General features: G+C 67.4%; 13 protein-coding genes. 5 read left to right on the top strand and 8 right to left on the bottom strand.

The window, feature by feature from the left end:
* Positions 1 to 132 precede the first annotated feature (132 nt).
* Positions 133 to 912 carry a NucA/NucB deoxyribonuclease domain-containing protein gene (locus tag HCN51_RS32490; protein WP_168014708.1) on the top strand — a complete coding sequence of 260 codons (780 nt, stop codon included), beginning with the start codon at positions 133 to 135 and terminating at the stop codon, positions 910 to 912.
* A gap of 62 nt (positions 913 to 974) precedes the next feature.
* Positions 975 to 1,556 carry a hypothetical protein gene (locus HCN51_RS32485; RefSeq protein ID WP_168014706.1) on the top strand — a complete coding sequence of 194 codons (582 nt, stop codon included), beginning with the start codon at positions 975 to 977 and terminating at the stop codon, positions 1,554 to 1,556.
* 863 nt (positions 1,557 to 2,419) lie between these two features.
* On the opposite strand, the gene HCN51_RS32480 is transcribed toward HCN51_RS32485, so the two are convergent.
* From HCN51_RS32480 to HCN51_RS32460, 5 genes are all read right to left on the bottom strand, one after another.
* A complete protein-coding gene (locus tag HCN51_RS32480) occupies positions 2,420 to 2,923 on the bottom strand; it encodes a Type 1 glutamine amidotransferase-like domain-containing protein (protein ID WP_240973482.1) in 504 nt (167 codons plus the stop codon).
* Between the two features lie 282 nt (positions 2,924 to 3,205).
* Positions 3,206 to 3,754, bottom strand: coding sequence for an EF-hand domain-containing protein (locus HCN51_RS32475; protein ID WP_168014704.1), 549 nt, complete (start codon positions 3,752 to 3,754; stop codon positions 3,206 to 3,208).
* Between the two features lie 258 nt (positions 3,755 to 4,012).
* Positions 4,013 to 5,032 carry a hypothetical protein gene (locus HCN51_RS32470; protein ID WP_168014702.1) on the bottom strand — a complete coding sequence of 340 codons (1,020 nt, stop codon included), beginning with the start codon at positions 5,030 to 5,032 and terminating at the stop codon, positions 4,013 to 4,015.
* Positions 5,033 to 5,507: 475 nt separating this feature from the next.
* Entirely contained in the window at positions 5,508 to 5,978 is a 471-nt protein-coding gene (locus HCN51_RS32465) for a hypothetical protein (protein WP_168014700.1), read from the bottom strand.
* 235 nt (positions 5,979 to 6,213) lie between these two features.
* Positions 6,214 to 7,254 carry an AraC family transcriptional regulator gene (locus tag HCN51_RS32460; protein ID WP_168014698.1) on the bottom strand — a complete coding sequence of 347 codons (1,041 nt, stop codon included), beginning with the start codon at positions 7,252 to 7,254 and terminating at the stop codon, positions 6,214 to 6,216.
* A 162-nt stretch (positions 7,255 to 7,416) separates the two neighbouring features.
* On the opposite strand from HCN51_RS32460, the gene HCN51_RS32455 reads away from it, so the two are divergent.
* On the top strand, positions 7,417 to 8,160 hold the full coding sequence (locus HCN51_RS32455) for an SDR family oxidoreductase (protein ID WP_168014696.1): 744 nt from the start codon (positions 7,417 to 7,419) through the stop codon (positions 8,158 to 8,160).
* A 548-nt stretch (positions 8,161 to 8,708) separates the two neighbouring features.
* On the opposite strand, the gene HCN51_RS32450 is transcribed toward HCN51_RS32455, so the two are convergent.
* Together HCN51_RS32450 and HCN51_RS32445 are read right to left on the bottom strand one after the other, a co-directional pair.
* Positions 8,709 to 9,629, bottom strand: a complete 921-nt coding sequence (locus HCN51_RS32450; protein WP_168014694.1) for an NADP-dependent oxidoreductase — start codon at positions 9,627 to 9,629, stop codon at positions 8,709 to 8,711.
* 33 nt (positions 9,630 to 9,662) lie between these two features.
* On the bottom strand, positions 9,663 to 10,301 hold the full coding sequence (locus HCN51_RS32445) for an HD domain-containing protein (RefSeq protein WP_168014692.1): 639 nt from the start codon (positions 10,299 to 10,301) through the stop codon (positions 9,663 to 9,665).
* 305 nt (positions 10,302 to 10,606) lie between these two features.
* Between HCN51_RS32445 and HCN51_RS32440 the strand changes: the two genes are divergently transcribed.
* Positions 10,607 to 11,020 carry a hypothetical protein gene (locus HCN51_RS32440; protein WP_168014690.1) on the top strand — a complete coding sequence of 138 codons (414 nt, stop codon included), beginning with the start codon at positions 10,607 to 10,609 and terminating at the stop codon, positions 11,018 to 11,020.
* A 113-nt stretch (positions 11,021 to 11,133) separates the two neighbouring features.
* On the opposite strand, the gene HCN51_RS32435 is transcribed toward HCN51_RS32440, so the two are convergent.
* A complete protein-coding gene (locus tag HCN51_RS32435; protein ID WP_168014688.1) occupies positions 11,134 to 11,301 on the bottom strand; it encodes a hypothetical protein in 168 nt (55 codons plus the stop codon).
* A 231-nt stretch (positions 11,302 to 11,532) separates the two neighbouring features.
* Here HCN51_RS32435 and HCN51_RS32430 point away from each other — a divergent pair, with 231 nt between their 5' ends.
* Complete coding sequence (locus HCN51_RS32430) at positions 11,533 to 11,943, top strand: hypothetical protein (RefSeq protein WP_168014686.1); 411 nt, start codon at positions 11,533 to 11,535, stop codon at positions 11,941 to 11,943.
* The last annotated feature ends 90 nt before the right edge of the window (positions 11,944 to 12,033 follow it).

Genomic DNA, 12,033 nt, shown 5'->3' with positions numbered 1-12,033 from the left:
TTGGGTCAGGCTGCCGCACCGCTTCCGGTGCTCGGGCCTGGCGGCCCTGCGCTCCGGGTCGGCTTGCCATCGAGCACGAGGGCTGATGCCCGATGTTGCTAACGGAGGTGCTAACAACGGTCGTGGACGATCATGAACGTTGGTGGACAGAACAAGATCATCTGGCAGTCGTGGGCCGGCGCCTTCGACGTCACAGGGGCAGCTGAGTTCATTAGGCTTGCCATGACACCAGGCTGCGATGGCCCATGCACCATGTACACCGCCCCGTTGCCGCCGACGGAACTCCCGGTAGACCCCTCGCAGGACGAGTGGCTCGCCGTCCAATTCGAAGGCAACGCCACCGGTCTCTCTGGGGTCCCTGCCGGAACTGTCCAGGACGGCATCTCCCCGTTCATCGACATCGCCATGGCTGCACCCGCCGCGGCACACGATCCGGAAGAAGATCAGATGTGGCTCGATCCGGAGGAGTGGGACATCCGCTGTGACTACCTCGCCGCAGGTGGAGATGCTCCATACTACGGGTGCGTTTTCCAGAATGTCTGGCCCGAACACGTCGTCGTGTGGGTAGAGCTCCCTGGGCATGCCGAGGTCATCACGGCCGGCCAGAACGGTGGGGCGCCAGGCGCACCAGGCGACGCCCCTCTCACGCGGCTTATGGACGAGACGCTGAAGAGAAAGAACGGCACAGAGGCGTGCAAAATGTGGCCGTCACCGCGTCCCCCCGGCGAAGAGTGTGACGAATACCCCTTCCGCTCAACGTGGCAAGGTGCCCACACTGGCGACCCCGATCTCACCTTCTCGGATCTCATCCCGACCACTGAAAACCAAGACGGCGGAGAACAGTTGGCCTGGTTCTATCGATATCACCGGGTCATTGAAAAGGACCCGTTCTTCGTCGACGTCGAAGCATAGCCTTTCCCACGTCAACTCCCCGTCCGACACCGACCTTCACATCCTCGCCTAGGATTCCCCACATGAGCGACAACGCATCGGTGGCGGCCACCGCCAAGGTGTTCGTCTCCTACAACAAGATTCTCATCAAGGCCCTCGGCGAGGTCGACTACACCGATCCTCCCAGTTATGCCCCTAACGGACTGGTGGCTGCTCACCTGGACGCCGCTGCCATTTTCACCGGGGTGCATACCGGCTATGTGACCGTCACAGTACAGACCACCACTTCCGCACCCCGTCTAGAGGGGGTGCGGAAGTGGGCCGACGTGGAGGAAGTGGTGTTCCCCACCTCAATCGCGGACATGCGCCTGTTCGGCTTCATGGGCGATACCCCTCCACCAGATCTTCCTTCGCTTACCCCGCAGGGGCCGGGGGTCTACACGCTGCGGGTGCATGCTTCGACTCGCCCCCGTATCGGTACCCCCGAAACTGACGACCCAGTCGAGGAATACCTCGTCTGCGCGTGGCCACTCGCGCTCGGTCGCGATGCGGCCATCGATGCGGCAGAAGACCTGCCCAACTTGACGAGTGCGAATGTTCACGCTTACAGGGAACGGCTCCGCTCTGCCAGTCCCGGCCGCACCCACCGTTCCCCAAGTCGCTGATTAGATGGAGCGCCTGAGGATGTGCGTCCACAGGATTGGTGACCCAGCTTGACCTGTTCCCCACGCCGTCGTACAGCAGCGGGATACAGCAACGCCGACGCACCAGAGCAGGTGCACCAGTCCTCATCTTCTGTTTGACCAGGATGGGGACCGCTCGACGGTGTGACTGGCTCCCGTTTGCAAGCAGGAAGTCAGGAGTTCGAATCTCCTAGGCTCCACCATCGACGGGATCGGGTAGGTGGCCCAAGCTCACCCACCCGTTGCCCGTCTGAGTGGTTGCCTGTCGTGACCCGCCCCGAGCGGTCCTCGCTCCGCTCGGGCTGCCTCCCTGGGGCGCGCCTCCGGCGCGCAAAAGGCCTTCGCACTGGGCGCTTCGCGCACGGGGGCCTCAGCCGTTCTCTTCCAGTCGAGCAAGCCTCGACCCCTGCATGCCTTCGCTTCGCTCAGCCGTTCTTACCTGGGAGCGCAGGCTACGCCTGCGCCTGCGCCCGTCAACCGCACCGCCGTCTGGCTTCTACCAACGACGTCGCCTTGAGCAGGGCCTTCGGCGGCCGGGCATGCGGCCTGGGGGCCGGTCCCGGCCGCCGGCGGTCGGGGCTGCGCACTCGTACCCGGCGCGGAAGCTCCAGCGCAATTTTCAAGGAACCCAGCAGCGAGCCGGAAGGGCCTTCTCTCTGTACCCGCCATCGCCGTCATCTTCGACGAACCATGCGTTCCGGTCGGGAAGGACGCTCACGACCTCGTGCAGCTCGGTGCCCACATAGTGGAGGGCAACACCGTCTTCAGTGGCGTATCCGGCTGGCAGCGTCCCGTTTCCCACGAACTCCCGGAACCGAGTCCGCCGGGGCTGATCGCTCAAGTCGTCATGGACGCCATTTGGTGAACGGCAGGAATCCCAAGCCGTCATTGAGGGCATCGAGGTCGTCACTGAAGGAGTCGGTCACGCCGCCCACGTGCCAGCACAGGCTGCCCGCGCTCTGGCCGGCCAGCACAACACCCTTCTCCCAGCACTCTCGTAAGATCTCATCGAGGCGGTGCGCACGCCAGACCGCCAACAGATTCACCACGCTCCCCCCGGACACGAAGATCACATCCTGGGCAAGGAGATGCGCCCGCACATCGCGCACGTTCGGCTGTGTGAACAACTGGAGATAGGACAAGTCCGTGTCACCGAAGGACGCGGCCCGGGCGCACCAGCCGTCGATGAATTCTCGCGAGTCACCAACCGCCGTCGCGATGAGGCACATCCGCGGCTTACGCACACCAGCTAGCTGCCTCGCCTGCCATATCTGAACGCCGACATGCCTGAACCCCTCAGGCGGATACAGCACCCCGGAACAGGCCAGGATCTGTGACTCTCTGATCATGAACACGCATCTTCCACCTGGGGCGGGGTACACGCAATGAACCTTCGCTGCCCTCACCGGTTTCATGCCCCCGGAGGGGGGCCTCGGCTTCGGGATGAGCACGAGCAGGGGGTTCGTAGCTGGTTGAGGTGGAAGCTTGTGACCGGCTGATGCCCGCCCAGACGGATTGTCCCATCGAAGTGACCATTTCGGTGGGAAAGCTCTTGGTGGTCGGCTGGGGCGGGCTCGCCGCTCGAGAGATTGGTGGCCTGTGCGATGGTGCCGCCGCAGAAGTATGCGGGGTCAGGTGCGGCCCAGCATCCAGGTGCCGGGGTCGGAGGGGTTTTCGCTGGTGAGGATGGCGTGGACGCCCTCAAGGAACTCCTGGCGGTTGAGCCGGCCGTCGCCGTCGTTGTCGAGGCGGGTGAAGGCCAGTTCGCCGATCTTTCCGTCGAGGTCCATGGCGGTGTAGAAGCGGACGTACTCCTGGAGGGAGATGGCACCGTCGGCGTCGGTGTCGGTGGCGTCGAACAGGGGAGCGGCCAGGCGGAGGACCACCTCGGCGTGCCCGTCCGCCGATCGCCCCGCCCCGTTGGTTGCGGCGGTCAGGTATTCCGCGGAGCTCACGGAGTCGTCGTGGTCGATGTCGGCCACGGTGCGCAGGTGCTCCCACCAGTCCGCGAAGCCCTGCCTGATGGCCTGGTGGTGGGGGGAGCCGGGGTCGGGGGCGAGGGCGGCGCAGAACTGGTCGGCCCTCAGGGTGAAGTCGGCGGCGGTCAGGCGGTTGTCACCGTTGGTGTCGAGGGCGGCGAAGATGAGGGCGAGGTTGGACGCGGTGAGCGATGAGGACATTGCAAGCCTCCGGATCAGGGGGAAGGAACGTTGTTCCCTCGAATCTCGCTCAACGTAGCAGCATGATTACCGACGGTAAACGTATGGTCGCGCTCCCATGCCATTCGCGTTGCTTGACACGCCGGCGTTGACGTCGACCGGGCGCTGGCCGCTCTGCCTGGGGTTGGCCGACGCACTGAGGCAATGTGGACGGACCTGGAGGAAGGGGGTCCGCCCTCCGTGGTCGTTCCGGATTTCCCAAGCGGCCGAGGGTGGAGGTCAAGGCGGTGGAGTGGTGCGGCGGAGTCGTACCGCCACGAAGGCGAGCAGTCCGAGGGCGGCCAGGGAGAAGATCGCGTTGCCGATGAGGTCCACATGGGCAGGCGCGGGGAAGCTCGGCGGCTGAGGGAAGCTGTGCCAGGCGTAGGTGAGCAGGCCGGCGGCGCTCAGGGCGAGCCGGTGCCAGGGGCCCCAGCCCTTGCGCTGGGACCAGCGCAGGATGAGCAGGGTCATGGTGGCGTAGAGCGCCAGGTAGAAGCCGACCGTGATCCATGCGGGCACGACGAACTCCAGCTTGATGCCCGCCAGGGCGAGCAGAGTGGGGAGCCAGAACGCCAGCCCGGCCGCGATGGTGATCGTGAAGACGGTCCATGGGGCGGGTGAGGTGGTTGCGAGGACGGTCCATGGGGTGGGTGATGCGGTCGAGAGGACGGGGCGGCGGAATCGGGCGGACAGGAATGCGGCGGTGATCAGGGCACTGGCTGTGATCAGTGTCCAGGTGATCTGAGCGGCCGACAATGGGTAGATGGTCGGGCCGGCGAAGGCGATGGGGACCGCGCCGCCCAGCAGGAACAGGAGGGCTGACACCGTGAGGCCGACCTTGCCGAGCCAGGGCGTGTCCGGTCGGCGTGAGGCCGTCTCTACCATCGAGATCGGCACCGCGATGCTCCACACCCCATGGATGGCCAGCACGAACACGGTCCAGTAGGCGCCGATGCCCAGCGCCGGGATGAACCCGTAGTCGAGCAACCGCAAACCCACATAATTGGGGTCGAACAGCGACCGGGTGAGCAGGCCCTCCTCGATCACGGCATAAGCGAGCCCGAGCAGGATGATCCCCGGCCACCCCAACCGCCACCGGCGGGCAACCTCACGGATCAGCAGCGCGCCGCCGCCGTAGAGGGGGATCAGCCCGATGATCATCGGTAGGGCGTTGATGGCGATGTTGCCCAGCAGGTACTCGCCGACCAGCGGCGCGAGAATCAGCAGGCCCAGTGCTGGAAGAGTGCGTTTGAACACGTCTGTGCTCACCAGGTGGGGAGCTCTGGGAGCAGGGCCGTCCGCGATGGGGCGGGATTGGAGGGGCCGGTGGGTTCGCGGTCGGGGGATGGAGATGCCGAATCGCCGCGATAGTACGTGTTCATCACAATCGAAAGCTACGTTGCCTTCAGAAATTGTGTCAATGCGAGAATATGTATTGCTGCAGGTAGGGCGCGTTATATTGGTGCGTTGGCGCTGGAGCTTAATGCAATGAAACGTTGCGTTGGATGATCGCGAATGCAATAGTTCGTCATGTCGGAAGGAAGGAAGGAAGGGTTACCTCATGGGAGTGCCGGCGCGTCGAGGCCGGCCTCGCCGAAGGGCATCTTCGTCCTCGACGGCATCGCGGGTGCCATATGCGCGATCGTGCCGGTCGTAGAGATCGTCGTTCCAGGAAAGGCGCAGGTGAAACCCGCGCCTTTCCGGTTCGCGCCAAGAGTTTCTGACGGCTCGGTCAGTTGTACGGGTTGTCGTAGGTCACGGACTTGGTGCGGCTGTTGTACGTCTGGCCGGGATAGAACCAGCCGCCCGTCACGTACACGGTGATGTTCGTGACCGTGGTGTAGTGGGTGTACTCACCGTCGTGGAGGTACAGGTACAGCTGGCATCCGGGGGGAGCCGTCGCAGTGCCTGTCTGGGACGGGTAGATGACGGTGCTGCCGTTCACTGAGACGTAGAAGTTCGGCTTGGGGTAGGAGCCGCTGCCCCAGCACAGCTGGAGCGAGTACTTGAACTTCGTGTTGCCGTCGTCGAACGCGACGGTGCCGGTCAGTTGGGCGAGCAGGAGCGGAGGGCCGGCGTTCGACGTCACGGCGATGTAGACGGGCTGGTCGGGGCCGTAGGCGGCGTGGGCGGGGGTGACGGGGGACAGCATGGCCGCGAGCGTCGCGAAGACGATGGTGACGGAGGCGGCGATGCGACGCACTGTGGAGCGCTTGGAACGTGTCAATTCCAACCTCATCTCGGTGTGGATGTCGGCGGGGCGCGCACGGAGAGTATGGGCGGGGGCTGCGGGCGTCCAGGGAGGCGATGGGCGGCGCTGATTCGGGCCGGATCTAACCCGTTCCCTGGTTGATCTCGTGAGGAGGGGTGGGCGGATGTGCCCGCAGGTCAGGGAGTGGTTCTGTGGGGCCGTAATGTCGGCGTCAGTCGTGAAATTTTCATCTTCCGGATGAGACTTCCGGTGAGACGTCGTTCGGCTGTCTCATGCCTGAAGGGAGGGCACGCGTGCGGTAGCGGCCGGGCGACATGCCGTACGCGCGAGTGAAGGCGCGGCTGAAGGCCGGCACGGAGCCGTAACCGACGGTGGCGGCGATGGTCTCGACGGAGTCGTGCGTGTCGCGGAGGCGTACGGCCGCCAGGTCCATGCGCCACTGCGTCAGGTAGGCGGCGGGGCTCTGGCCGATGGCCGCCGGGAAGCGGCGCGAGAGCGTCGCGCGGGAGACCGCGATCGCGGACGCGAGCGTGGCAGTTGTCCACTGCTCGGCAGGGTTCTGGTGGATGAGCTCCAGGGCCTGGCGGACGATCGGGTCGTCGAGCATGCCCAGCCAGGTGCCGCGCTGCTCCGGCGGGCGGGTGGCGAGCCAGGCGCGCAGGAGCTGGATCAGCATGATGTCGACCAGGCTGTTGAGTACGGCCGTCGTCGCGATCTGCGGGTTGGCCAGCTCGCGGCCGAGCATGCGGACGGCGTCGTCGAAGCAGGCCGCACCCACCTCGGCGCCGACGTGCACGAGGTCGGGGAGCCTGGTCAGGACCTGGGTGCGGACGGCGGGGTCGCAGACGTAGTGGATGGTGACGAGCCGCGTTCGGACGGGTGGGGTGCCGAGCTGGAGCGTCCTGCTCTCTCCATGTGCGAGTGGTGTGCCGAGCCTGGCTGGCCCGCCGCGTTCGTGCAGGGGTGGTGTGCCGGGCCCGGCCGGCCCGTCGCCGTTCGCGTGGGTGCGTGCCACATCCTGGGCGGCACCGGGTGCGTCGCCCAGCGTGTGCGGGGTGCCGGGCGGCAGGAGGACGACGTCACCTGCGGTCAGCTGCAGCGGCTCGCGGTCCGGGACGGTGAGCCAGGCGCTGCCCGAGGTGACGGCGTGCATGGCCGATCCGGGGCGGCCGTCCAGTTCGAGGGTCCAGTTGCCGCCCGCCTCGATGCGGGTGCCCAGCGTGCCTCGGACACCGGATACCGAGAGCACGTCGGCGAGCAGGTCCATGCGGCGATCTTACCGTTCACGCCAGAAGGAATGAGGCAGACGGTCAATTCTTCGAGCCAGAGGAGCATCGACTGTCGCAGGGCGGGCTTCGTACGGTTCTCGTGCGGGCTCGGACGCGCCGGGCACGCACGCACGTACCAGGACCTCTGAGGAGAGAAGAACATGCGACTGCACGGAGCCACCGCCCTCGTCACGGGCGCCGGGCGCGACCTCGGCCGCGACTTCGCCGAGCAACTGCTGGAGCGGGGTGCGGCGAAGGTGTACGCGACCGCGCGCCGTCCGGAGCTCATCGACCTTCCCGGAGTCGTGCCGCTGCGGCTCGACGTCACCGACCCGGAGTCGGTGGCCGCCGCGGCGGAGGTGGCGGGCGATGTCGACCTGCTGGTCAACAACGCCGGCGTCTCCTTGGGCGTGGATCTGATCCACGGCGACCTCGACCGGATCCGGCTGACCCTCGACACCCACCTCTACGGCACCCTCGCCATGATCCGCGCCTTCGCCCCCATCCTCGCCGCCAATGGCGGTGGCGCCATTCTCAACGTCCTGTCGGTCCTGTCGTTCCAGAGCTTTCTCGGCAACAACGCCTATGCCGTCGCCAAAGCCGCGCAGTGGAGCCTGACCAATGGTGTTCGCATCGAGCTCGCCGGCCAGGGCACCCTTGTCGCCGGGCTGGTGTTCGGGCCGACGGCGACCGAGACGATGCGGGCTTTCGCCGAAAAGAACTTGGGAGGCGGTTTGCTTCCGGACGGCGTGATGAACGACCCTGTGGACATCGTCCGTGCCGCGCTCGACGGGATCGAAGCCGGGAAGGTCGAGATTCTCGCCGATGGTTATGGGGTGGCGGCGAAGGCGTCGCTCGCCGGCGATCCGAGTCCTTTCGTCTTGGATGCCGTGTCGGCCGGATAAGCGGTACGAGGCCGTGGCCGTCCCTCGAGATGCGGGTATCCGCGCAGCCAGCGGGGGACGTGATCGGTGGTCTTTTGTTTCGGCGTCCGCGCCTCGGAGGTGCTGCGGTTCTGTGGCCTTATCTCGCGGTACTGCGGACGAGCGGCATGGGTGCGCCTTGCGAGAGGGGCGGCCGGCTTGTGCCGCACGTGCTTCTTCCTGGGCGGGGAGACGGTCGTCGTGATGATTGTCGGTGGCTGGAGGAGCGGGAAGAACGCGGTGGGGAGGTGGTCCGGCCGCTGGGCTCGGCCGGCGGAGTAGCCGAAGCCGGCGCTGATTCCCACGGCCACGGCGAATGCCAGGATGATGCCGAGCGGCCTGTGCTCACGGCGAGGGGTGGAGGGTGCACTGCGGATGAACGCGGACGGTGGACAATCGCACATCTTCGCCCCCGAGATCTCAGCTCCCTTGATGGAGTGATCACAGTGTGCTGATGGTTGCGTCCATTACCGTCACAACGACAATCCAACCCACGTTTGGGGAAGTCCCATACGCGTGCGCGGGGTCCCTTACTCGTCCGCGACCTGAATGATCGTCCGGCCGTGCGTACGGTGGCGGCGGGCGAAGGCGGCGGCCGTTTCGGAGAGCGGTCTCACGGCGCCGACGATGGGCTTGAGCCGGCCGTCCCGGACGCGCTGGGTGAGGTCGGACAGCCGTGCCCGGTCGGGTTCGACGACGAAGAAGACGGCTCGCCCGTCCTTGGGTCGCACGGTGGGCGGCGCGGCGATGGTGACGAGGGTGCCGCCCGCGCGGACCAGCTCGGCCGAGCGCCGCAGGACGTCCCCGCCGATGACGTCGAACACCACGTCCACCTCCCCCACCTGCCCCAGCTCGTCTGCGTCCAGGTCGAGGAACGCCCGCGCGCCGAGGTCCAGCACCACGTCATGGTCGGCGGCCCGGCCGGTGCCGATGACGACGGCGCCGGCCTCCCGGGCGAGCTGCACGGCGATCGAGCCGACGCCGCCCGCCGCACCGTGGACGAGGACGGTCTGGCCGGTCGTGAGGCGGCCGTGGTCGAACAGCCCCTGCCACGCGGTCAGCCCCGAGATCGGCAGCGCGGCGGCCACGGTGTGATCGAGGTCGGCGGCGAGCGGAGCGAGGTTGCGGGCCTCCACCGCCGTGTACTCGGCCAGGGAGCCGTTGCGGGCCCAGTCGGTCAGCCCGAACACCCGCTGGCCCACGGTCAGCCCGGTGGTGCCGTAGCCGAGCTCGACCACCGTCCCGGACACCTCGTGCCCGGGAACGGTCGGCGTCCGGTCGCGGCCGGCGCGGTCGGTCCACGTCGCGGGCCAGTCGAGCTCCCCAGGGGTGAAGCCGGCGGCGTGCACGCGGACGATGACGTCGTTCTCGGCGGCATGCGGGTACGGCAGGTCCGCGAGGGTGAGACCGTCGACCCCCGCGTCACGGTCTTGCGCGATGATCGCTCGCATACACGGATCCTTTCACCAGGGACGCCGGCACGGTCAGCTCGGCCACGCTGAGCCGACGACGCGCTCGACCATCGTCGTACGACGGAAGCCGGGAATGAAGTGCTCGATCACGTCGGAGTTCACGGTGCCGTTCGTGGTCTCCGGACGGTCCTTCTGCCCGTCGAAGTAGGCGCGCAGGAACTCGTTCTTGAAGTCGCCCCTCGGATGGGCGGCGACGATCTCGTCCAGCTGCTCCTGTTCCAGCTCGCCCAGGCCGAAGCCGAGGATGTCCGTCAGGACGCCGAGGTGCGTGGTGGCGATCAGCGGAGCCATCCGCTCGGGGATGCCGGGCGTGGTGTGCAGCGCGATCGCGGTCCAGACGCTCTCGGCGGCGTCCTGCGGGAAGCCCCGGTCGAGGAGGAACGCGCGGGCGTGGTCGGCGCCGTCGACCTCGAAACGCTGCTCCACGTCGGAGAAGCGGTTCGTGAGGCCGGTGTCGTGGAACATGGCCGCCAGGTAGAGCAGCTCCGGGTCCGGCTCCACGCCGAGCCGGTGGGCGTGCATCAGGCTGAACAGGAAGACCCGCCGGGAGTGGTGGTAGATGAGCGGGCTGGTCATCTCGCGCATGAGGGTGGTGGCTTCGGTGGCCGCCGCCGTCCCGGGGATCTCCAGCCCTGCGATGACCTCTGACATGATCTTCGGGCTCTCTGTGAGGCAGGTGCGTCCGCCTTCCATGCTGCCTACCCCTCGGGGCACGGCACCGCCTCGCCACGGCAAAAAGCTCGCATATCCGGACGGACCGCGCCGTCGAGGGCGGGCGCTGTCATGTCAGCGGCCGCGTCACGCTCCCGTCGTCATGTCAGTGGCCGCGTCAGGACGGTGACGCTCCCGTATCAGGACGGTCGGCGAAGGTTGAGCCCATGAACGGCACGGCGCCCACGGCCCGAAGGCTCACACGGAACCGTACCGAACCGGACACGACACAGGAGCACACCACCATGACCATCACCCTCGCCCTCACCGACCAGGACAAGGCCACCCTCCGCACCGCCGCGTACGGCGCCGTCGCCCTGCTCTCCGCCGCCGACGCCACCGGCAAGCCCCACAAGATCGCCACCACCGGCTCCATCGCCCTGTCCTCGGCCATCGGCGCCACGGGGCACGTGCTCGCCACCAAGACCAGGGACATCGACCTGTACGGCAAGTCCGTGGCCGAGCTCGCCGACCGCGTCCTGCCCGCCCTGACGGAGTCCATGACCCTGCTCAAGCGGCAGGACCCGGTGGAGGCCGGCAACTTCCGCGGCATCGTCCTCACCGCCATCGAGGCGGCCACCCAGGTCCACCAGGGCCGCCCCGGCCCCGTCCTGACGGACATGATCACCAAGATCACCGGAGCTCTGGACGCGGCCTGACGACGATGCCGGCCTGCCACAGCCCGTCACGGGGTCCCGCCCGGACCCCGTGACGCCGGCACTGATCCCGACAGGTCCGAGGGACGAGCGCCGGCGTACAGCCCGCCCCAGGGTCACGGTCTCATCGCGAGGGCGTGGACGGCCTCCTCCAGCTTCTCCAGCCCCTGCCTGAGAACCTCCGCCTGATGTAAGGTCGCCCACACCTGTGCCGCGCCCACATCCCCCTGGTGCAGCGCCTGCCGGGCGGCGTTCTCGTAGTCGGTCTTCTCCGTGGGCTCCACGTGCTCCTCCTCGCCTCAGACTTCCTGGGGCCTTCGACGTACGATCACTCACTCTTCCCAGGAATCCGGCTGTCAGCGTGAAGACGGATCGGTGGTTCGCCGAAGTACGGATGTTCCGAGGTAACCGCCTGAAAGGCCCAGCGTGCATGACAGCTCCCCCCAAGGATCACCCCAGGGACTCGGCGCCTCCCAGTGAGGCCACCGACGCCCAGGTGATCGAGGCGTCCTGACGTGACCCTGATCGGTTCGCCGGGCAGGGCGTTGACGCGCTCGACGTACGGACGCACGAGCGTCATCAGCGGTGGGAGCCCCGAGCACGTGCAGGCCCCCGGGACGGTGGAGTACCGGCGGGCGGGCCAGTGCCACGACGGCCCTTCCGGCCTGCCGACGCTGGGCATCGACCTTCCCGCCGATCCCGACCGGGTGCTGGCGAAGGTCCGGCAGGACGCGGAGGCGTTCGTGCGGTCGGACCAGCGCCGGCGCGGGGAGACGAGCCTGAGCGAGACCGAGTTCGGCATGCGCGTCCAGAAGGTCATGGGGAACGTGTTGCTGCGGGCGGCGCAGCACCCGCTCACCGGAGCTGGATCGGGCTGCGGGAGGGCGGCCGGGTCAGGGAGCTTCCCGGGGCCGGCTCGGCGGTGATCACCGTGAAGGTGGTGGACTCCATGCCGAAGGTCCCGGAGGACGCCGGCAAGCCGCTGTTCTGCTGATCCGGGCGGCGTCGCGGGGCCC

Source organism: Nonomuraea composti (genome assembly GCF_012034275.1).
Classification (GTDB): Bacteria; Actinomycetota; Actinomycetes; order Streptosporangiales; family Streptosporangiaceae; genus Nonomuraea; species Nonomuraea composti.
The sequence above is the reverse complement of the archived record's forward strand: the minus strand, read 5'-3'. Positions and strand labels throughout refer to the sequence as shown.